This window comes from Rubrilithobacter danxiaensis (genome assembly GCF_047272945.1).
Classification (GTDB): domain Bacteria; phylum Bacteroidota; class Bacteroidia; order Sphingobacteriales; family Sphingobacteriaceae; genus Rubrolithibacter; species Rubrolithibacter danxiaensis.
On the sequence record NZ_JBKOPS010000005.1, the window covers coordinates 143123 to 167584 of the forward strand.

11 protein-coding genes are annotated in these 24462 nt (G+C 37.9%); all 11 read left to right on the top strand.

Translation table 11 applies throughout. The features are described from left to right. Nucleotides 1-145 precede the first annotated feature (145 nt). On the top strand, nucleotides 146-2503 hold the full coding sequence (locus tag ACLCDL_RS07945) for an ABC transporter permease (RefSeq protein ID WP_423147749.1): 2358 nt from the start codon (nucleotides 146-148) through the stop codon (nucleotides 2501-2503). A gap of 145 nt (nucleotides 2504-2648) precedes the next feature. Then, nucleotides 2649-5123: an ABC transporter permease gene (locus tag ACLCDL_RS07950; protein ID WP_423147750.1), complete on the top strand. Its 2475-nt coding sequence runs from the start codon at nucleotides 2649-2651 to the stop codon at nucleotides 5121-5123. A 121-nt stretch (nucleotides 5124-5244) separates the two neighbouring features. Continuing rightward, on the top strand, nucleotides 5245-7626 hold the full coding sequence (locus ACLCDL_RS07955; RefSeq protein WP_423147751.1) for an ABC transporter permease: 2382 nt from the start codon (nucleotides 5245-5247) through the stop codon (nucleotides 7624-7626). Between the two features lie 75 nt (nucleotides 7627-7701). Then, complete coding sequence (locus tag ACLCDL_RS07960) at nucleotides 7702-10068, top strand: ABC transporter permease (protein ID WP_423147752.1); 2367 nt, start codon at nucleotides 7702-7704, stop codon at nucleotides 10066-10068. Nucleotides 10069-10322: 254 nt separating this feature from the next. After that, nucleotides 10323-12746 (top strand): ABC transporter permease, encoded by a 2424-nt coding sequence (locus ACLCDL_RS07965; protein ID WP_423147753.1) that lies wholly within the window; start codon nucleotides 10323-10325, stop codon nucleotides 12744-12746. A 121-nt stretch (nucleotides 12747-12867) separates the two neighbouring features. Then, entirely contained in the window at nucleotides 12868-15258 is a 2391-nt protein-coding gene (locus tag ACLCDL_RS07970) for an ABC transporter permease (RefSeq protein ID WP_423147754.1), read from the top strand. Between the two features lie 147 nt (nucleotides 15259-15405). Further along, nucleotides 15406-17799, top strand: a complete 2394-nt coding sequence (locus ACLCDL_RS07975; RefSeq protein ID WP_423147755.1) for an ABC transporter permease — start codon at nucleotides 15406-15408, stop codon at nucleotides 17797-17799. Between the two features lie 77 nt (nucleotides 17800-17876). Continuing rightward, nucleotides 17877-18914 (top strand): DUF4097 family beta strand repeat-containing protein, encoded by a 1038-nt coding sequence (locus ACLCDL_RS07980; protein ID WP_423147756.1) that lies wholly within the window; start codon nucleotides 17877-17879, stop codon nucleotides 18912-18914. A 51-nt stretch (nucleotides 18915-18965) separates the two neighbouring features. Further along, nucleotides 18966-19205 (top strand): hypothetical protein, encoded by a 240-nt coding sequence (locus tag ACLCDL_RS07985; RefSeq protein ID WP_423147757.1) that lies wholly within the window; start codon nucleotides 18966-18968, stop codon nucleotides 19203-19205. Nucleotides 19206-19564: 359 nt separating this feature from the next. Further along, nucleotides 19565-21916 (top strand): ABC transporter permease, encoded by a 2352-nt coding sequence (locus ACLCDL_RS07990; protein ID WP_423147758.1) that lies wholly within the window; start codon nucleotides 19565-19567, stop codon nucleotides 21914-21916. Nucleotides 21917-22031: 115 nt separating this feature from the next. Next, the gene (locus tag ACLCDL_RS07995) at nucleotides 22032-24398 is read left to right on the top strand and encodes an ABC transporter permease (RefSeq protein ID WP_423147759.1); all 2367 of its coding nucleotides are present in this window, start codon (nucleotides 22032-22034) and stop codon (nucleotides 24396-24398) included. Nucleotides 24399-24462: the final 64 nt, after the last annotated feature.

Here is a 24462-nt window from a genome sequence, read left to right on the forward strand (position 1 = left end):
ACGCTGACGGCGGGTGCCATTTCTGCCGTCAGTATAAAGGATCTTACCCGGAAAGTTTAAGAACGGAATAAAGAGCAAATGAGCAATGAATGATCAGCTCTCAGCTCAATGCTAATACTTAAAACCTACAACTTACAACTTTTGTATGCTAAAGAATTATTTAAAAATAGCCTGGCGGAACCTGTTTAAGCATAAGGCATTTTCTTTTATAAACATAGCGGGGCTTACTATCGGAATGGTTTGTACCATGCTGTTATTATTATGGGTGTATAATGAGCGGGTATGGGACAAGTTTAATCAGAACTACGATCGTATCTATCATATATTGTCCAATCGTAATTTCAATGGAGAGATTACTACGGGGCCTGATATGATGTACCCTTTAGCTAAAGCCTTAAAAATAGCTTTACCGGAAGTAGAAGCTGCTACTACCGTATCCTTTGGCGAAAATACCTTATTCGCTGCAGGAGATAAAAAGTTAAAAAAGAGGACAGTTTTCACATCTCCTGATTTCTTCAATACCTTCACTTTCAAATTTATTCATGGAAATGCTGCAGCAGTTAAAGACCCAACAGCTGTAATTTTAACCGAAAGTACGGCCATAGCATTATTTAATACCGATGATGTAATAGGGCAGGCGGTGCGGGTAAATAATGGCCGCACAGCCTATGTAAAAGCCGTAATTAAAGATGTTCCGAGAAATTCAACCCTGCAATTTGATGGTATCATGCCATTTAATCCTGATTCTCCAGAAATTAAGGAAGCTGAAAACGAATGGGTGAACTGTAGTTACAGGGTATTTTTAAAAACAACAGTCAGCGCAAATACTTCCGCATTAGAGCAAAAGATACTCCAATTAATTAAGGAACGTACAGAAAAAGTAAATCCTACTACCAAGGGAAGTATCGTGTTGCATCCCATGAGCAAGTGGAGGCTATATGAAGAATTTAAAGACGGGAAAAATACAGGAGGGAGGATTCAATATGTACACCTTTTTACGTGGATCGCTATTGTTATTCTCATTATTGCCTGTGTAAATTTCATGAACCTGTCGACTGCCAGTTCAGAGAAAAGAGCGAAAGAAGTTGGAGTTCGTAAAACTCTGGGATCGGAAAGAAATCAGTTACTGTGGCAGTTTCTTACCGAGTCTGTACTGCTGTCTCTGATAGCCTTTTTCCTTGCAGCAATCATCGTTTACATTTCGGTTCCTGTTTTTAGCCGTATGCTTGATTTAGATCTGCAGATTCCTGTTAAAGATCCTTTGTTCTGGGTTGTAATTGCAGGTATAATAGGGGTGACAGGTTTTATTGCCGGTAGTTACCCGGCTTTTTATCTTTCCGGATTCAGTCCTGTAAAAGTGTTAAAAGGAACTTTTCTTCCGGGTCATCAGGCACTGCTGCCCAGAAAGATATTGGTTGTATCACAATTTATTGTTTCTATTATACTTATTTCGGCAACACTGGTAATTTACAGGCAGATACAGTATGTGAAGAACAGAGACCTGGGGTATAACCCGGATAATTTAATCATGGTTCCTTCTTCATCCGCAACAGATAAAAGTTTTAAAGCAATTAAAAATGACCTTTTGCAATCCGGAATGATCAGTTCTGTCGCACGATCATCCAGTCCCCTCACTACCATTTTAGGTTTTACCTCCGGAATCAGATGGCCCGGCGCAGGCGAAAACAGTAATCTGGTAATAGGTTTTCTTTTTGCAGACGGAGGGTTTTCAAAAACCATAAACGCAAAAATGCTCAATGGCCGTGATTTTTCTGACGGCGACAGTAACTCGGTAATTTTTAACAAAGAAGCAGTAAAGCTGATGGGACTTAAATCTCCCGTAGGATCAGAAATTACCTGGGCAGGGAAAAAACGAACTATAGTGGGTGTGATTGATAATATGGTAATGGTTTCACCCTATGAAGCGGCATCTCCTTTAATGATCTGTTATGAAGATAAATGGTCAGGGAGCATGAATATTCGGCTTTCAGATAAAGCAGATGTACGAAAATCGCTGGTAACAATTGAAAACGTCTATAAAAAATACAGCCCGGAGTATCCGTTTGAATACAAATTTGTCGACGATGATTTTAACCTCAAATTTAATACGGAAGATCTCATCGGCAAACTTTCTCTGCTATTTGCAGGTGTAGCCATTTTTATTTGTTGCCTGGGTTTGTTTGGCCTTGTTTCTTTTTCTATAGAAAGAAGGGCAAAGGAAATAGGTGTGAGAAAAGTGCTTGGTGCATCAATCAGGCAATTACTGCTTCTCATGTCAAAAGAGTTCCTGTTGCTGGTTGCTTTTGCATTTTTTGTTGCTGTACCTGCCGCCTGGTGGGGCATGAATGAGTGGCTGAAAAACTATGCTTATCGTATTAATATCAGCATCGGAATTTTTGTTCTTGTTGGGTTTTCGGTACTGCTGCTTACCATTATAACGGTTTGTTTAAATGCTTTAAAATCAGCAATAGTTAATCCAATTAAAAGTTTAAGAACGGAATAGAGAGCATAAGGCATTAGCTCCAAGCGATTAGCTGTTAGCTAAAAGCGCAGAAATAGAAAATTAAAGAATACAGATACAAAGCAAAAAGCTTATAGTGGCAGCTAAAACCAAAAGTGCTTAACAGGTATAACTTACAACTTTCAGTATGCTAAAGAATTATTTTAAAATCGCATTCAGAAGTTTAAACCGTAACAGGAGTTACACTATTATCAATATCGCCGGTTTGGCTGTTGGTATAGCCGTTTGTATAGTAATCTTTATCATTATACAATTTCAAACAAGCTTCGATGAGTTTCACTCCAAGAAAGATCGTGTCTATCGTGTATTGACTGAATCTCATCATGCAGATGCCGCCACTATTTCCTATGCGAAAAACGTTCCTTTTCCAATGCCCGAAGCATTGAAAACGGCTTTTCCCCAAATAGAACAAGTAGCTCCTGTTTATGCAAGCCACAACGATGAGTTACAGGTATTGGATAATAACGGAACTCCTGTAAAAAATTTTAAAGAGCAGAGTGGCGTATTTTATACATCGCCTTCCTTCTTTAAAATATTTAATTTCCCTTTGCTTGCCGGTTCTTACGAATCATTAAAAGATCCGAACAATGTATTGCTTACAAAAGAAATTGCAGAGACCTATTTCGGCGATGGTCCTGATAGTTACCGGGAAGCGATTGGTAAAACCATTAAACTAACAGGAACATACAGCATTGGTGCAGGATTGTTTCAGTCTCCGCCCGTTACGCTGAAAGTGTCAGGTATTCTAGCAACTATACCGGCAAATACCGATTTTCAGCTAAAATTGGTGATTGCTTATGGAACAGATTTTACCGGAGATAAAATGTACGGGTTTCAACACCCCGACTGGAATGGCACATCAGCTGATTTCGGTTGTTATGTTTTGTTGCCGCCTAATATTTCTGTTGATAATTTCAATCAGCAGCTGCAAGCATTTTCAAGAAAGGTATTACCTCCCGGTAATAAGAACAGTCATATTGTACAACCATTAAATGCTGTGCATTATGACGCAGAAACAGGAAATTACAGCAATAAGACAATCAGTCATCAACTGCTGAATGTATTGTGGCTGATTGCCGCTTTCATTCTATTAATTGCCTGCGTAAACTTCATTAACCTTTCTACAGCACAAGCCGTGAATCGTGCAAAGGAAGTTGGAGTAAGAAAAGTTCTGGGAAGTAACAGATCTCAATTGCAAATCCAATTCCTTGTAGAAACATTTTTAATAGTTACAAGTGCTGTAATGTTGGCATCGGTTATTACAATTCTTGCATTGCCTTATGTAAATCAACTTTTAGAGCTTTCGCTTTCATTCAACATACTAAACAATCCTGTAATTATTTTATTTCTTTTAGCTGTAACAATAATTGTAACCGCACTCGCAGGCTTTTATCCTTCTATTGTTTTATCACGTTTCAATCCTGTTAATGCTTTAAAAAGTAAGCTCACAGCGAATACTACAAAGGGCGTTTCATTAAGAAGAGGATTGGTAGTGTTTCAATTTATCATTGCGCAGGTTCTGATCATCGGAACACTCATCATTGTAAAGCAAATGGATTATTTTATGAATCGGCCCTTGGGCTTCGATAAAGATGCCATTGTAAATGTTCCTTTTCGCCCTGATAGTACCGGCAGCAAACTGACAGATTATTTAAGGCAAAAGTTAGTGCAGGTGAACGGCGTACAGACGGTAAGTTTTAGTTCAAACACGCCCGTTGAAGATGATAATAACAGGTTTACCACACTCAAATTTGATCATTCAATAAAAGACGAAGATTTCCCGGCTATTGTCAAATTCGCTGATAACGAATATTTGCCGACTTATAAACTGCAATTAGTAACCGGAAGAAATTTGCAGGCGTCTGACATGACAAGAGAATTTTTAGTGAATGAATCGTTTGTAAAAAGTCTGGGGCTTACAAGACCTGAAGATATATTGAACAAAGAAGTAAGTATATGGGGCGATGTAATAAAATGTCCGGTTGTAGGTGTAGTGAAAGATTTTAATGACAGGTCTTTACGCCAAAGTGTTGCACCGTTAATTATTGCCACAAATATTACCATGTATCGGCAGGCTTCCATAAAACTGGCAACGACAAACATTGCTTCTGCCATGGAATCTGTTAAAAATATATGGGAGCAGGCATTTCCAGATTATGTTTATGAATACAGGTTTTTGGATGATAAAATCGAAAGTTTTTATAAGCAGGAAAGCCAGTTATCACGATTATATTCAATTTTTGCAGCCATCGCGATATTCCTCAGCTGTCTTGGGTTGTATGGTTTAGCCTCCTTCATGGCCGTGCAACGAATAAAAGAAGTAGCTATTCGTAAAGTACTAGGTGCTACTGCTGGCAAGATCATTTATTTGTTTTCAAAAGAATTTATCATACTCATTGCAATTGCTTTTTCGATTGCTACCCCCGTTGCATGGTATTACATGCACCAATGGTTGCAAGATTACGCTTATCGCATCAACATCAGCTGGTGGTTATTTGCTGCGGGCGGACTTGTTGCAATAGTTATTGCACTTGCAACAATTAGTTTCCAGGCAATGAAGGCAGCGGTAGCAAACCCTGTAAAAAGTTTAAGAACGGAATAGAGGAATTAGCTATAAGCTTTCAGCTACTGGAAGCCGGTAGTATAAAAATAACGTCAAATGCAAACACTAAAACTTACAACCCATAACTTATAACCTACAACTTACAACTCACAACTCAACCATGATAAGAAACTACTTCAAAATAGCAATAAGAAATTTATGGAAGAATAAAGCCTATTCTTTTCTAAATATTCTTGGTTTGGCAGTTGGTATGTCTGCCTGCTTTCTGATTTATCTCTATGTAAATTTCGAATTAAGTTATGACTCGATGCATAGCAAAGCCGATCGTATTTACCGGCTTAATTGTGATATAAAAACCCCGTCGGAAACACTGAATATAAGTGCAAATTCTGCCCCAATGGCTATTAGCATTAAACAGGATTTCAGCCAGGTAGAATCTGTAGTAAGAATAAGTCAGCAAAGTTTATTACTCAGAAAAGGGGACGTTAAGTTCCAGGAAGAAAATGCATTTGCAGCCGATTCCACTTTTTTTAATGTTTTTGATTTTCCACTTATTAAGGGAAATAAACAAACCGTTTTGAAAGAACCTTTTAGTATTGTACTATCAGAAACGGCCGCAAAAAAATACTTTGGTTCCGAAAATCCGGTGGGTAAAAACCTGTTAATAACAGGCGACGGGCTGAATGCCACCATTACCGGGGTAATGAAAGATATTCCTGAAAATACCCATTTTAGGCCGGATCTGCTGATTTCTTTATCAACCTATACGCAGAATTTTAATAAAGGTGCAGATGAGCAGTGGGGTAATTTTTGGCTTACTTCTTATATTTTACTTAAACCGGGAACCAACGCTAAATCATTAGAAAAACAATTCCCTGCCTTTTTAGAAAAACGTGACGGCAAGGAAATGAAAGAATCGCAAATGTATTTTACATTGACCTTAGAGCCTTTAAGGGATGTTTATTTAAAATCAAAGCGGGATGGCTATGCAAGAGGTAATATCAATAATGTATATATTTTCTCTCTTGTAGCATTGTTTATACTCATTATTGCCTGTATCAACTTTATTAACCTTACTACTGCACGCAGCAGTGAACGGGCAAAGGAAGTGGGAATCCGTAAAGTAGTTGGTGCGGTTAAATTTCAGCTTGCCGGGCAATTTATCAGCGAATCTGTAATTATATCAATTGCATCGTTCTTTATCAGCGTGATTTTATGTGCCTTGCTGCTTCCGTTATTTAACCAGCTGGCAGGAAAACAAGTAAGCGATGGTATTTTCACACACCCCCTTTATATCCTTACTCTTTTCTTTATTTCTATTGCAATAGGTATTGTAGCGGGAATTTATCCCTCACTTGTATTATCTTCCTTTAAGCCAATTGCGGTTTTAAAAGGACGCTTTGCTACAAGTTCCGGCGGCTTACTACTCAGAAAAGCTTTGGTAATTGTTCAGTTTACCATGTCCATTGCATTGATAGTAGGAACTATTGTCGTTTACAATCAGCTGAATTACATGAGGAATCAGGATTTAGGCTTTAAAAAAGACCAGATGCTGATTCTGGATACACATAATGATAAGAATAAAACAGCGTTAAAAGAGTCCATATCATCCATTCCGGGTGTTGTGTCTACAGCACTTTCTTCAAGCGTACCAGGCGGAGGAAATCCCGGAGCATATTCAAAAGTTGAAAATAAATCGGGTGATATGCAAACAGCTAACCTTGATTTGTATTTTGTGGATTTTGATTATATCCCTCAATATAAAATGAAGTTTCTTGCAGGACGTTCTTTTTCAAAAGAATTTGGTACCGATACTACCCAGGCGATGGTAGTGAACGAAAGCACCGTAAAACTGTTAGGATACAGCTCGCCTCAACAAGCTATTGGGAAAAAGTTTGACCAGTGGGGCAGGCAGGGAAAAATTATAGGAGTAGTTAAAGACTTTCACTTCCGGTCTTTACAAGAACCTATCAAGCCTTTAACCTTACGGATTGAACCGGGCGGATGTAATTTAATTTCTGTAAATCTTTCAGGAGGAAATTTGCCTGCAACTGTAAAAGCAATAGAAGCAAAATGGAAAGAACTTATTCCAGACAGGCCCTTTGAATATGTTTTCCTGAATGATTCGTTTAACAAGCAATATAAATCAGAAGAAAATTTTGGAAACCTGTTTCTCAATTTTGCCATCCTTGCCATCTTTATTTCCTGTTTAGGCTTATTGGGACTTGCTTCCTACAGCACCTTACAACGAACTAAAGAGATCGGGGTAAGAAAGGTCTTGGGTGCAAGTGTATCTAATATTGTTAATCTTTTATCTATAGAATTTTTAAAGTTAGTAGGCATTGCTTTCATAATTGCTTCGCCAATTGCCTGGTTTGTAATGAATAAATGGTTGCAGGGTTTTGCCTATAAAAATGATTTAAGCTGGTGGATATTTCTTTTGGCCGGATTTCTTGCAGTAATCATAGCATTTACAACAATTAGTTTTCAGGCTATAAAAGCAGCGCTGACAAATCCGGTTAAGAGTTTACGAACGGAGTAGGGTCACCTGAAAAATGGAGATTTGCGTAAATCTTAAAACCTACAACTTACAACCCATAACTTAAAACCTTTTCCTATGTTCAAAAACAACTTCAAAATTGCGTGGCGGAATTTGTTGAGAAACAGAGTGTTTTCGTTCATCAATATTGTGGGCCTGGCAGTAGGCATGGCTTTTACTATTATTATTGGATTATGGATTCAATACCAGTTTTCGATCGATGATTTCCAGATCAATAAAAGTCGGATTGCGCTTTTGGAAAGGCATGGTATGTCTAATGAAGATAAAATAACCAGGATAACCACGCCACTGCCTCTTTATAACGAGTTACAATCCGGTTACCCGGAAGTAAAACATGTTACGCGAATTTCCTGGTTAGATGAGCACAGTTTAATATCCGGGGATAAAAAACTGAACAAAAAGGGTATTTACGTTGATCCGGATTTCCTCAAAATGTTCACATTCCCGTTAAGTAGCGGGAATATGGAAAAAGCACTAACCGATCCTAATTCGGTAGTACTTACAGAAACCCTTGCCAAAACCCTGTTTGGGTCAACTAACCCGATAGGTAAGATTATAAAATTCGATAATCAATTTAATGTGATGGTATCGGCCGTAGTTAGGGATTTGCCAAAAAACTCCTCGATTTCATTTGATTTTTTAGTGCCCTTTGCGCTTAAGGTGCAAACTGAAGATTGGGTGAAAAGGTCTCTTACTAAGTGGGATGGCGGCTCTTCAATGACAGCGGTAGAACTAAAAGAAGGTGCAGACATGGAGAGTTTGTCTGCAAAGTTAAAGTCGCTTTTACCTGAGAAAAGCGAGGGTAACCGCGATATTTTGTTCCTCCATCCTATGGAAAAGTGGAATTTGTATGACGAATATAAAGACTGGGTTAACGTTGGAGGAAAGATTGAGTATGTCCGCTTATTTGGAACCATCGGTATTTTTGTATTGTTGATTGCATGCATTAACTTTATGAATCTCGCCACCGCCCGGTCAGAGAAACGTGCCCGGGAAGTAGGTATTCGAAAGGCTATAGGATCAAAAAGAAAACAATTAATAGTTCAATTCCTAAGCGAATCTCTGTTTACAGCCTTTATCGCTTTCTTACTGGCGCTGGTAATTGTAATACTTGTTTTGCCTCTGCTTAAAGACCTCGATTTTGAAAATATTCAGCTTAATCTAACTGACTTTTCAGTGCTGGTTTCCGTTCTCGGAATTTGCATTATCACCGGTTTAATTGCGGGAAGTTATCCTGCTTTCTATCTTTCTTCCTTTGTTCCGGTTAAAGTTTTAAAAGGAGCCGTAAACCAGGGGACAGGTGCTATATCTTTTCGGAAGATACTGGTAGTGTTGCAGTTTACCATATCAATTACGCTGATAGTGAGTACGGTACTTGTTTTTCAGCAAATAGAACATGCCCGTTCACGATCAATAGGGTACAATCCGGACAATCTCATATCCGTTAACGGTACTAACGACCTCGCAAAAAATTATAAGGTTCTGAAACAAGAATTATTAAATACCGGATACTTCGAAGCTGTTGCAAAATCCTCCAGCTCAATGACGAACATTAATAATGATTGGGGCGAATTTAGTTGGGAAGGAAAAGATCCTGATTTGAGCGTTAGTTTAGATGTGCTGATGGTCGACTACGATTATGAGAAAGCTACCGGAATGAAGTTTAAAGAAGGGCGGTCTTTTTCAAGAGAATTTAAAACTGATTCGGCTGCAGTTGTTTTAAACGAATCTGCCGTTAAATTAATGGGTTTTAAGAATCCTACACACAAAACGATCAGGTTTCAAAATAAGATACTTAACGTTATCGGTGTTACCGAAAATGTGGTTATCGCCGATGCATTCAAAACCGTAAATCCGGCAGTTATCTTTTTAAGAGAAGATCATTTTTCTACCGTTTTATTAAGATTAAAACCCAACGCCGATCTTAAAAAAGCACTTGCCGTTATAAAACCTATTTTCGAGAAGCATAACCCGTCCTTGCCTTTTGAATATAAGTTTGCCGATGAGGAGTTCGCTAAAAAATTTGAAATGGAAAATAAGGTAGCGAAGCTTTCTGCAATTTTTGCTGCATTAACCATCTTTATTTCCTGCTTGGGATTATTCGGTTTAGCAGCATTTATGGCTGAACGCAGAACTAAAGAAATTGGAATACGGAAAGTATTGGGAGCTACGGTTGCTAATGTATGGTTATTGCTTTCTAAAGAATTTGTGGTACTTGTAATAATATCATGCCTGATCGCTTCACCGATTGCTTTTCTGCTGATGTACAACTGGCTTCAAAAATATGAATACCGGATCGATATCGGATTTTGGGTGTTTGCACTTGCCGGAATTACCGCTCTTTTTATTGCAGTTGCCACAGTAAGTTTCCAGACAATTAAAGCGGGTTTGGCTAATCCGGTTAAGAGTTTGCGAACGGAATAAAGAGTACAGTTACCTGATTTGAAAGTGCAGGGAAATTGAACGATCGGAGAAATATGGGCTCGGCTGTAATATAAACGATCGTTAACTGTTCGGAAGCGAACAGTTAATAAAGTTTATTTCTCAGTAACAGTTTGATTACTATGTAATTAGTTAATTGGCATTGAATTGATAAGACATCTTGTATCAGTTCCTAACTCCCCACGAATAGTAACTGAATAGGCTTACGGCCAGTTGACTATTAAAGCTAAAAAATAATGTTCAAAAACTATTTGAAAATAGCATGGCGCAACTTAAACAGAAGTAAAATCTTCTCCGCCATCAATATCTCCGGCTTATCTATTGGCATAGCCACTTGTTTGGTTATTATGTTGTTTGTGCAGAATGAACTCAGTTATGACAGGTATAATAAAAAAGCTGATCAGATTGTACGGGTAGTTTTCAAGGGTTCTATTAACGGAGCGCCTATGAAAGAAGCAAACGTAATGCCGCCCACGGCTCAAACGTTAAAGGCAGATTATCCGGAAGTGCTGGAAGCAACCCGTTTAAAGACCAATGATCAGCCGCTTGTTACTTATAAAGACAAAACATTCAGGGAAAAGGCTATTGCTCATGCCGATTCTAATTTCTTTCATGTTTTTACGATCCCGTTTATTAAAGGCAATCCTGAAACAGCCCTGCTTGAACCAAATAACATTGTTATTACCGATGAAATAGCCAAAAAATACTTTGGAAATGAAGACCCTGTTGGTAAACTTCTTAATTTCCAAACCTGGAACAGCGTATATAAAATAACAGGAGTAATTAAAAAGCTTCCTGCAAACTCACACTTTCATTTCGATTTCTTTGCTTCGATGTCTGGCATTACCGATGCTAAAAGTCCTTCCTGGATGACATCCGGTTACTATACTTATCTGGTTTTACCAAAAGATTATAATTATAAAAAACTTGAAGCCAAATTACCACAGGTTATAGAAAAGTATATGGGCCCGCAAATTAAGCAGGCAATGGGAATGAGCCTTTCTGAATTCAGGAAAAAGGGAAATGATGTAGGCCTTTTTTTACAGCCGTTAACAGACATTCACCTTCATTCAGATGTTAATTTTGATATAGAACGGGGAAGTGATGCACGATATGTTTATATATTTAGTGCTATTGCCGTATTTATATTGCTTATAGCGTGCATCAATTTTATGAACCTTTCTACAGCCGGTGCCTCAAAAAGGGCAAGAGAAGTAGGTGTACGAAAAGTGCTGGGATCTGAAAAGCTGCAGTTAGTAAAGCAATTCCTGGTAGAATCCGTTTTACTGACGTTGATAGCGTTGTTTATAGGGGTATGTTTAGTTTACCTGGCCTTGCCATTATTCAACCGGTTGTCCGGAAAAGAGTTGGATTTCTCTTTTATCTTCCATCCTTTGATAATACCCGGCCTCTTATTTTTTGGACTATTTGTAGGTATACTGGCCGGAAGCTATCCAGCTTTTTTTCTGTCGTCTTTTAAGCCCATTGCGGTGTTGAAAGGGAAACTTACTGCAGGTAAGAGCAGTATGGGGTTTCGAAGCGGACTGGTGGTGTTCCAGTTCTTTATTTCCATTGTACTGATAGTGGGCTCTGCAATTGTTTACAAGCAGCTTCAATATATTCAGAATAAGAAATTAGGGTACGATAAAGATCAGGTACTGGTATTGCATGAAAGCTGGCGACTGGGTAATAACGAAGAAGCATTCCGCCAGCAACTTTTGCAGGATTCCCGGGTAAAGAATGTAACTATTTCAGGGTTTTTGCCTGCCGGTAATACTTATTCAAACAATAACAGTGTTTATACAGATAATAATCCCGATCAGCTTATCAAAACACTTAAATACCAGGTAGATGAGCGATATATTCCAACACTGGGAATGCAAATGCAGGCAGGAAGAAATTTTTCTGCCGGCTTTGCAACTGATTCGGGAGGCGTTATTATTAATGAAACTGCAGCAAAAGTATATGGATGGGGGAAAAACGCCTTGGGCCACATCATCACAGATTGGACGAACAACCAGGGGCAAAAAAAATCCTATCGGATAATAGGAATTGTAAAGGATTTTAATTTTCAGTCGTTGCATGAGCGAATAACGCCTTTAATGATGGTGTTGGGCGAAAACTCAGGCGCTATGGTTATAAAGGTGAAAACGGGAAATACCGCTCCTTTAATTGCATCTATAAAAGAACAATGGTCACGCTACTCAAACGAAGCGCTTTTCTCTTACTCATTTTTAGACGAAAGCTTTGAGGCTATGTACGATACGGAAGGAAGGCTGGGGCAAATATTGGGGATTTTTGCCGCCCTTACCATTTTTATTGCCTGCCTTGGTTTGTTCGGACTTGTAAAGTTCACTGCTGAGCAGCGTACTAAAGAGATTGGTATCCGGAAAGTACTGGGTGCAACGGTTACAAACGTGGTAGGAATGCTTTCAAAAGACTTTTTAAAGCTGGTACTTATAGCAAACCTGATAGGTTGGCCTGTCGCCTGGTGGGTGATGGATAAGTGGCTGCAGGACTTTGCCTATAAGATTGATATCAGCTGGTGGATATTTGGAATCGCCGGGGCCATTGCACTACTGATTGCTTTAGTTACAATTAGTTTTCAGGCTATAAAAGCGGCATTGACAAACCCTGTAAAGAGTTTGAGGGCGGAGTAGGAAAGAGGTTAAAGGAGCAAGGTTGAAAGGATTAAGGTGAGTTATGAACTGAGAACTTAAAGCCAAATAAAAGAATTACAAAAGCTGTAGGCTAATAGCTCGAGGCTCAAAGCTATAAACAATGATAAAAAGCTATTTAAAATCCGCTGTAAGAAGTTTATACAGGAATAAAGCGTTTTCCGTAATAAATATTTCAGGTTTAGCTATTGGAATGGCAGCTTTTCTGCTGATTATGCATTATGTGCAATTTGAAAGAAGCTACGAAAGCTATATTAAGAATGCAGATAATGTTTACCGGGTAACGCTTGATTTATATAACGGTTCCCAATTCCTAGTAACGGATTGTGAGACTCATCCTCCATTTGGTCCCACAGTAAAAGCCAGGCTGCCTGAAGTGGAAGAGTTTGTCCGGATTCAGCGGATGGAACAAATACGGGAAGTAAGTTATCTCGATAAGCATTTTTTAGAAGAGAAAATTTACGCAGCCGATCCAAGCATTTTTAGTGTTTTCGGTCTTGAGCTCATTAAAGGTAACATCAATACGGCCTTAAAAGCTCCCATGCAACTGGTGATTACTGAAAGTATGGCTAAAAAATACTTTGGGAATATCGATGTTGTGGGTAGGAGTATTAAAGTAAAACCATATAAAGAGAGCCTGGAAGTAGTGGGAGTAATTAAAGACCTTCCACTCAATACTCATCTTAAAATGGACTTTCTGATTTCGTTTATTTCTTTAGAGAACTGGGGATGGGATTTGTCCAGCTGGAACGGAAATAATAACTATACTTATTTGAAACTGACACCAGGCGTCGATCTTGAAAAGTTTAATTCAAAACTCAAAGCATTTTCTAAAATCCAATTAAAAAGAGAGGTGCTTGTTGCCGAACCGATTAAAGATATTCATTTATATTCTCACAAAACCTTCGAACCTGAAGTAAACGGAAACGCTCAGACAGTAAATTTTTTACTGGTTATATCTGTGCTCATTATATTAATCGTCAGTATAAATTATATAAATTTAACAACTGCCAAATCAATTGAACGGACTAAGGAAATTGGAATCCGTAAAATAATCGGGTCATCTAAAAGTGCAATTGTAATTCAATCTATTGTTGAGTTTATACTTATAAATAGTATGGCCAGTGCCTTGGTTTTAATACTGATTTATTTTACCTCACCTTTGTATCCTGATATTATTGGTAAAAATATTCCGGTCGATTTACTCCAAAACCTTGCTTTTTGGAAAAGCCTTTTGCTTATATTTTTTATTAATATTTTGCTATCAGGCTTATATCCGGCCTTAGTTTTATCATCAACAAAACCTATCTCAGTAATAGGAAGGAAGTTCACTGGATCAATTAAAGGCAGTTTACTACGAAAGGCATTGGTTGTCGGTCAGTTCGCTGTAACATTTATTTTGCTATCGGGCACCATTGTGGTTTATATGCAGGTTCATTTTATGAAGAATCAGAGCATGGGTATGAATATAGATCAGATTTTGGTTGTGCGGCCGCCGGCAATGGGAAATGGGGATTCTATTGAATTAAATAGATTTAAAACATTTATTAATGAACTGAAAACCAGCTCACATGTAAAAGGAGTAAGCGTTTCAGAGTCTTTACCGGGAGTAAGTCTGCATGAGTTAAATACTTCAAGGGGAATAGTACAATATGGCCAGGAACAAAGCGCCGGGTATAATTACTATATGTATGGAATCGATTCCGCTTTTATTCCTTTAATGGATATTAAAATGGTTGCCGGGACTAATTTTTCAAGCGGATCCGATAAAAGAAATGAAGTTATTATAAATGAAGAAGCTGCAAGATTACTGGGATTTAAAGATGCAAAGGATGCTATCGGGAAAAAAATATCCATGAATAATTCTACAATCGCGGGGGTTGTTAAGAATTATAATCAACAATCACTAAAGGAGAAATATTTACCCATGATACATTGGTATGGGAGTAGTGTGGCTTATATTTCTTTAAAAATTCAAACAACTGATTTGAAAAAAACGATTAGTGAGGTTAAACAAATCTGGAACGCAACTTTACCCGGATATAACTTTGATTATTACTTTTTAGACGGGATGTTTAATGAGCAATATAAAGCAGATCTGCAATTTGGAAAAACGACAGCAATTTTTTCCGGAATAGCAATTTTCCTTGCCTGCCTTGGCCTGTTAGGATTAATTTCATTCAGCACACAACAAAGAACTAAAGAAATAGGCATACGGAAAGTTCTTGGAGCAACAATAACAAACATTACAGCCCTGCTTACCAAAGAATATATAAAGTTAGTTGCACTTTCCATTCTGATTGCTTCGCCCATTGCATACTATACAATGTCAGGCTGGCTTCAGGATTTTGCAAACAGGATAAACCTTAATAATAATATCTGGATCTTTTTGCTATCTGGATTTACTGCTTTAGCTATTGCGTTGTTAACAGTAAGTTTTAAAGCTATCAAAGCAGATATAGCGAATCCTGTAAAAAGTTTGAGGACTGAATAAGGAGAATAAATGTTAAGTATTAAAACCGTTCAGTAAATGTTCGTTATCGAACAGATATTTTACCGATATTCTATATAACTGACTGTTTTTCACGATAATATGTTTCTGGTATGAGATTGATAGTAAGTAAGTAGTAATAAATATGCCATGCTAAAAAACTACCTTAAAATAGCAGTAAGGAATTTGCTTAAATACAAGCTTACTTCTTTTATTAATTTATTCGGGCTTGCAGTAGGTTTAACCTGCTGCCTGGCCATAGTGGCGTATGCCTTGAATGAGTTAAGTTTTGATAAATTTCATAGCAAAGCAGATCGCATTTATCGCGTTACAACAGACTGGAAATGGACAGGAGGAAGTTTAAACGCAGCAAGCACATCTGGCCCGGTAGCTCCCTTACTTAAACAGAATTTTCCTGAAGTAGAAAATACCGTACGTTTTTTTGCTGAAGGAACTGAGTTTGTAAAATCGGGAGAAAATACTGTTGAACTTTCTCCCATTTTTACTGAAAATAGTTTTTTCAAAATTTTTGACTATACCTTCTTATATGGCGATCCAAAGTCTGCTTTAAGCGAGCCTAATTCAATGATCCTGTCAGAAAGTGCAGCGGTAAAGATATTCGGAAATCCTGCCGGCGCTTATGGAAAAACGCTGGAATATATCAACAGGCCGCCACAAAAAGTAACAGGTATTATTAAGGATGTTCCTCAAAACTCCCACCTTGTTTTTAATGCAGTGGGAGCACTGGATACACAAGCAGAGTATTTAAAATCATTACAGCAGTTGAATGTCTATACCTATGTTCTGCTTAAAAAAGGCACCGATGTACATCAGCTTGAACAGAAGATCAGCAAACTGATGGGGAAGGAACTTAATGACACTGTTTCCTCGTACCGATCACCGTTTCAGCCACTAACTTCCATTCATTTACACTCTCATTTAACGAATGAGGTAGGTGCAACCGGTAATATTCAGTACCTGTATATATTTTCTATTGTTGGTGCAATTATTTTACTGCTTGCCTGTATCAATTATATTAACTTGGCCACTGCTCAATCATCCCGGCGGGCTAAAGAAGTTGGTGTAAGAAAAGTAATAGGGTCTGATAGAGGCCGTATTATTCTGCAGTTTTTTACCGAATCATTTTTGCTGGTAATACTGGCTGCTTTATTTAGTTTACTGATCCTGCAGCTTATTACTCCGTTTTTAACAAAAATTGGGGGCGAACAGATTTCCTTATGGAATTATAACTGGCACTTCATCGCTGGTGTAATAATTGGATTTGCTTTAATTGTAGGTATTTTAAGCGGAATTTATCCGGCAGTTTATCTTTCCGGGTTTCGGCCTGCTACGATTTTAAAGGGAGTAACGGCTAAAAGCCCTTCAACTGCCTTTTTCCGAAAATCGCTGGTTGTTGTGCAGTTTACAATTTCAATTGCGCTGATAGCTTTTACTGTAATTGTATGGCAGCAGCTAAATTATGCTTTGAATAAAGATCTTGGTTTTAATAAAGATCAGGTATTAGGAATACGAATTCCGGGTAACGACCTGCGGATTAAGAATCTTGCCGCTTTTAAAAGTAAGCTTAGTTCGTATCCCGGAATTTTGGCAACAACCGTTACTACTAACCCATTAGGAAAAGATGGTTGGATTTCAACAGGAGGGTTCTTTTTTGAAACGGATGGGCAAAGACCATCCTATACTAATATTTCTCAGCAGTTGGGTATAGATCCGGCTTATTTTAAGATGATGGGCATAAGTTTAAAAGAAGGCCGTAACTTTTCTGCTGCGATCCCTTCTGATTCTGCTCAAAGCCTTATTGTAAATGAAACCCTGGTAAAAAAGCGTGGTTGGAAAAATCCTTTAGGAAAAAGAATATGGTATTTTACAGATGATAATGGGAGTACAAAAGAAGCAAAAGTGATCGGGGTGGTAAAAGATTTTCATGTAGAATCATTACATAAAAACATTGAACCCTTATTGTTTTACCTCGCTCCGCCCGAGCAGTCGGATAATCTGTACATAAAATTAAGGCCCGAAAATATCAGGAAAAGTCTTGCTTATGTGCAAAAAACCTACCGGGAATTCGATAATTATAATCCTTTTGAGACGTATTTTTTAGATGAAAATTTTGCCAGCCAGTATCAGGATGATAATCAAAAAAGGAATTTATTTCTTTTGTTCGCATCCCTGGCAATAGTAATTGCCTGCCTGGGATTATTTGGATTAGCTGCATTCACTATTGAGCAGCGGACTAAAGAGATTGGAATACGAAAAGTATTGGGTGCTTCTATTAAAAATGTGCTGGTTTTGGTAACAAAAGATTTTGTATGGTTAGTGTGTATGGCTTTTGTTATAGCGGTGCCAATTGCCTGGTGGGGAATGAATAAGTGGCTGCAGGATTTTGCTTACAAAATACCCATACACTGGTGGACTTTTGCAATAGCGGGAATATTAGCTGTTTTGGTAGCAGTTTTAACCATTAGTTTTCAGGCAATGAAGGCTGCAATAGCTAACCCGGTAAAGAGTTTAAGAACGGAATAATAATTATATATGCAACGTCTGTACCCTGTATGCCGTCTATTATAAACCTAACCCCTTAAATATCAAATATTAAAATCATGAAAGGCTTAAAAATTTTACTGATGATGGCTTCTATGCCGGTTTTTTTACAGGTTCAGGCACAGGAGAAAGAACCTTTTCTTACCAAAACATTTGATAAGGAAACAATTAAAAATGTAGTGGTAAAAACATCAGGCGGAAGTATTGAAGTGAACGGCGGCAACGAAGGGAAGGCAAAGGTAGAGGTTTATGTGCAAGCAAATAACGGAAACGGAAAAAGGCTTAGCCAGCAAGAAATTAAAGAACGTTTATCTGATTATAATCTGGATATTTCTGTAGATAACCAGAAACTTTCCGCAATAGCGAAACCGAAAGGCAACAATATTAACTGGAAAAGAGGATTGAGTATTTCTTTTAAAGTATTTGTGCCTAAATCGGTTTCTACAGATTTGAACACCAGCGGCGGAAGTATTCATTTAAGCAATTTATCAGGACAGCAAAGTTTTAAAACCAGTGGTGGCAGCCTTCATGTAGAGAAAGTGACAGGAGATATTAGCGGAAAAACTTCGGGCGGAAGTATTCATGTATCCGACTCTCGGGATAACATTAACCTGGAAACAAGTGGTGGAAGCATCAGGGCCAGCAACTGCGGAGGTACCATCAAATTGAAAACTGCGGGAGGCTCTCTCAATCTGGAAGATTTAAACGGAAGTATTCATGCAACAACAAGTGGCGGAAGTGTAAAAGCAGACAATATTAAGGGAGAGCTGATAACAGGAACTTCCGGCGGAAGCATGAATCTGAGCAATCTGGCCTGCAGTCTCGAAACATCAACTGCATCGGGAAGTGTCCACGTACAACTGGCACAGTTGGGAAAATATGTTAAAATACATTCAGGAGGCGGGCATGTTGATCTTCAGATTCCGGGAGGAAAAGGAATGGATTTAAGTTTAAAGGGAAACAAAGTGTCTGCCAGCGGCCTCAGCAATTTCAAAGGATCAAAAGAGGAAGACCGTATAGACGGTGAGTTAAACGGCGGCGGAACTCCGGTAGAAGTAAATGTTTCCGGTGGAAATGTTAGTCTTACTGTGCAGTAGGTTCAACAGCAGGAATTTTAAATAAGAAAGAACATTTTTAAAAGAATTAAGGTGAGACCTTTTCTCCTGATTGTACTGATTTTCCTGTATTGTTCCTGCAGCTCTTCTAAATACTGGAATGGGACCGATATTCCAGGAATTATCAGGGCCGAATTTAAAGACCTGAATGGGACGCAATCTTTTGACGTAGTAGCCCCTGAAAAGGGTCCTCAAATATTTCTGACTTATACGGTAACAGTAGAAAAAGGAGAGTTGGAAATGAAAAAAAGTCTCCTTCTGAGCGTATCTTAAATAAAACAATCAGTGATTTTGCCTCCGATTCTATTATTCTTAACAATTCAACAGGTTCATCTTACAAAATTTATATAAAAGGTAAGCACACGGCGGGGAAATTTGATATACAGTATAGAACAAATTCCACCCGGAAGTAAACAATAATAATGTCTGTACGCATGTGAACAAAAACTGTTCGAAAACGAACATGTAAAAATTAGCGATAGTATAACTTGCTGATATTCAGAACCATTTTCCAATGGCACGGATTTGATATTGATAAGAAAAGAGGCTTCTGAAAGAGCTCGGAACATAACCTATAACTGCAACTTACACTTATCATGTTTAAAAACTATTTTAAAACTGCATTTAGAAGCTTGACAAAACGCAAAGGCTTTGCACTGATAAATTTAACAGGCTTAACCTTGGGCCTGGCAAGTGTAATGACTTTAGGCTTATTGCTTTACAAGTATTATACCACCGATGATATACAGACGAACAAAAGCCGGATGTATTATTTAAAAAGTTTTGGTGCTGATGATAAAAATGGTTCCGCCATGACCACTTTTCCCTTACTCGACGAGATCAAGAAAACATGTCCGGAAATTGAAGCAGGAACGCATTTGCAGTGGGGAGATGTACCATGGTTAAAATACGGAAGCAAAGAAGTACAAGAAGATACACGTTATGTAGAAGAAGACTTTTTTAAGGTTTTTTCGTTTCCGTTAGCCGAAGGAAATCCGGCGACAGCCTTTAAGGACAAGTTTTCCATTGTAATCTCTCAAAATGTTAAGCAACAACTGTTCGGTAATAAACCGGCATTAGGAAAAACAATACTTGCCGATGATTCTATCCCGGTAACGGTAGGCGGAGTATTAGCTGCTATTCCTTCAAATTCTTCGGTTAAAGTAGAGGTGCTATTTCTTACAGATTATTTAAGAGCTAAAGATAAAGCCAGTTTCGAAGGAATGTATAACTGGTACAACGTACTTGCTGAAGGTTATCTGGTATTAAAAAAAGGAGCAAACGTTCAAAATCTGAATAAGAAAATAAATGAAATTGCACAAAAGTTTTATGTGTCAGATCGTAAAGGTTTAAGGGTAAGCGCAACACCTTTCGGCGAACTTAAAAAAGAAGGAAATACTAACGTAAAAGCTATTGTTGCCGGTTCTATAGCTGCTTCGGTTTTTATATTGCTGATTATAACCTTTAATCTGCTGAATTTAAATGCGGCTTCCATGTTAAGCCGAACTAAAGAAGTTGCTGTACGGCAAATTATCGGCTCTGAGAAAAGGCATATTATTTTTCAGTTCTGCGTGGAAAACGGGATGATAATTTTCGGGTCGCTTATCACCGCTTTTTTATTGTTTATCTACTTCCTGCTTCCTCAGGTTAATTCACTTTTGGGCGAAAACTTAGGAATGATGGTTTTGAGTTTAAAGTCGGATTATGTAATAGTCGCCAGTTTCATTTTTATCGCTTTAATTATTATTGCAATTGGTGTTTACCCGGTTTTACATATAGTAACTGCAAAAACAACCGATGCTATTAAAGGAAATATTGGTAAAACAGGCGACAGAGGTGCAGTGAGGAAACTACTTCTAACGGCTCAGTTTACGTTAGCGATCATCCTTATTTGTTCTGCAATTATTTTGAACAAACAAATAGGGTATATGAAAGTAATGCCTTTAGGGTTTGAAAAAGATAATGTGACTATCGTAAACCTTGATCTTGCTTTTAAAGATATTAAATCGGCTACTGCGAAGTTTGAAGTTATTTTAAATTCTCTTAAAAATAATCCTTATGTAGAAGCTGTTTCTGCCGAACATAATATTCCAACTGCTTACGATCAGAATTATAATGAGTTTGGCGATGTTTTCTCAGGGAAAAAAATCGGAATGCGTCAAACCTCTGCCGGAAAAGGTTATGTTGAGGTATTCAAGATCCCCATTGTCGGGGGTAGGAATTTTGACGATCAGCTGGAAAAAACAGAGGGAAGTAAGGTCATCCTAAACGAAACAGCAGTTCAGGCTTACGGATGGAAAAACGCTGTAGGAAAACAAATTAAATCAAGCGGCGGAAACCAAATTTACACAGTAATAGGTGTGATGAAAGACTTTCATTACGACGATATGCAAACTCCGATTGGCCCGCTGATTCATTTTTACAACAGGCCTGACAATTTAGAAAGCTTTAACTCGCTTGCCATTCGTATAAATAAAAAGCACATACAGGAGGTTATTTCCCAATTAAAAAATGAATTTAAAAACATTCCGGCAAGGCGGGATTTCAGCTATAAGTTTATGGACGACATGGTTGATAAACAATATATTTTTATAGCCGGTATCTTAAAAATTACAAACTACGTTGCGCTGCTTACCATTGCCATTGCATGTATGGGTATGCTGGGATTAATTACTTTATCGGCAAAACGAAGAGTAAAAGAAATTGGAGTCCGTAAAGTATTAGGGGCTTCAGTTGCAAATATTACTGCTCTTATATCTAAAGATTTTATAAAAATCATTCTTGCTGCTATTCTAATTGCATCGCCCATTGCCTGGTATATAATGAAAAAATGGTTGCAGGACTTTGCTTACCAGGTCGAAATAAAGTGGTGGATGTTTGCCTTAGCCGGGATAGTTACACTGGTAATTGCATTATTAACGGTAAGTTTTCAGGCTGTTAAGGCAGCGCTGGCCAATCCGGTAAAGAGTTTGAGATCGGAATAAAGAGAGGTGAAAGCAAAAAGTTTAAGCAGAAGCTGATATTATAAAGTTAACCTGCAACTCAAAGCATTGCAAAAAGTAATAAAACTTAAAACATATATTCCCTAAAACTTTAAATATGCTGAGAAACTATTTCAAAACGGCTTGGCGCAGTATCATTAAGAACAGGGGTACTTCTTTAATAAATATTACCGGTTTATCTGTAGGCCTTACTGCTGCTGTTTTGATAATGCTGTGGGTGCTGAATGAAATGAACTTTGATAATAATCATCAAAATCAGGATAGAATATACAGGCTGAAAACGAGCCTCAAAGAGAATAACTGGGTATGGGAGACTACTCCTTTGCTGCTTGCAGATGCGGTAAAAAAGCAAATACCTGAAATTGAAAAAGTATCGCGGCTGTATACATCAAACTGGCCGGTGTTTAAAGTGGCAGGTAATTTTACTTATGAGAAAAAAGCAGCCTATGTTGACGATGATTGGTTTAATATATTTCATTACGATGTGGTAGCGGGAAATCTGGAGTCTTTTGCTCAAAATCCTAATAGTATCATCCTGACTGTTTCTGCAGCTGAAAAATATTTTGGTAAGCGCCGTGCAGTAGGAGAAGAAATTCGTATTGATAGCATAAATTATCAGGTTAAAGCAATTGTAAAGAATCCTGTTGTAAATTCAAGTTTTCAATACAATGTATTTCTGCCCTTGGTAGCCTTACTTACAGATAAACAACGTAGAGAGAATGATGAGAATTGGAGTAATTTTAACTATCTCACTTTTGTAAAGCTAAAGCAAGGTTCGGATCCGGCGGTTACAGCAAAAAAGGTTACCGCTATTTTGCCCGATAATCAGGGGACTACTATCAGCCTGATCTCTTTAAAGGATATGCATTTTGAAAACGATTTGCAGTCATCCTCATTTGTACATGGCAATCGTAACACTGTTTATATATTTTCACTATTAGCATTTTTACTGCTCTTAGTTGCCTGCATTAATTATGTAAACCTTACTACTGCAAAGGCAAGCCTTCGTTCAAAAGAAGTAAGTGTAAGAAAAATGGTGGGTGCAAAAAGAATTCATCTTTTTTATCAGTTTATTTCGGAGTCTTTATTTATCAGTATTATCGCATTAATTACAACACTGGTACTAATTAAGGTATGTTTGCCATGGTTCAATATCATTACTGGTAAAAGCTTTGTTGTAACCCTTACTTCCATTAATATGTGGCAGGTGATCGGTATTACACTGTTTACTGCACTGTTATTATGCAGCATTTATCCGGCGCTATTGCTATCCTCTTTTAAGCCCTTAAATGTGTTTAGAGGCACTACTATTTTGAAAGTAAAAGACAGTGCTTTCAGAAAAGGCTTAACTATAGTACAATTCACTATTTCTGTTGCGCTAATTGCCTGTACTATTGTAATATACTGCCAGATGAAGTTTATACAACAAACAAACCCTGGTTACAACAGGTCACAAGTTTTATCATTTCCGTTACCACTGAATATTGGTAATGACAAGAAAGAATCCCTGATTCAATCTATCAAGCAGCAGTTACTTTCACATAGTAGTATAAAAAGTGTAAGTACTACTAATCAGCCTATCGTAAATATTGGTAGTATTTCTACCGGTAGTGCTGACTGGAATGGGCATGATACAACCTTTAATCCCAAAATAACACAGCTTTCTGCTGATGCTGATTTTCAAAAAATCATGCAGCTTCAAATGAAAGAGGGGCGTTGGTTTGAGCAAGGGAATCAGGCAGATGGAAATAATGTAGTATTGAATGAATCTGCTGTAGCACAGTTAAATATTCCAAAGCCAGTTATCGGGCAACGATTTACTTTTAAAGGAAGAACAGGCCAGATTATAGGTGTTGTAAAAGATTTTACTTATCAAAGTCTGCATAATAAAACAGGGCCGCTTGTTGCCTTTAATGATCCGCAATGGTTTCGTTTCTTTATGGTCCGGACTGTGCCTGGCAAATCAAAGCGAGCTATTGATTTTATACAAAGTATCTGGAAAAAGCAATTGCCCGGCCACCCCGTTGAATACAATTTTTTAGACGATAACTTTAATGAGCTATACAAGGAAGATCAGCGGACGTCTTTCCTGATTTTTGTGTTTGCCATTATTGCAGTGCTCATCTCTTCACTCGGTTTATTTGGACTAGCTGCCTTTACAACTGAGCAGCGGGCAAAAGAAATTGGTATTAGAAAAGTACTGGGTGCAACAGTTGAAAATATAACCACAATGCTTTCACGGGATTTTGTAAAACTTATTAGCATAGCCATAATTATTGCTGTCCCTGTCGCTTTTTTTGCGATGAATAAGTGGATGCAAAATTTTGCATATCGAACTGATATCACCTGGTGGATGTTTGCTCTGGCCGGCTTACTCGCTTTACTGATTGCTTTAGTAACTATCAGTTTCCAGGCGATAAAAGCTGCAATAGCAAATCCAATAAAGAGTTTGAGGACGGAATAGGAAAAGTTGGAAGTGTATCTTCATAAACAATGGAGCAAAATAATCAACATGGTAATTAAACATC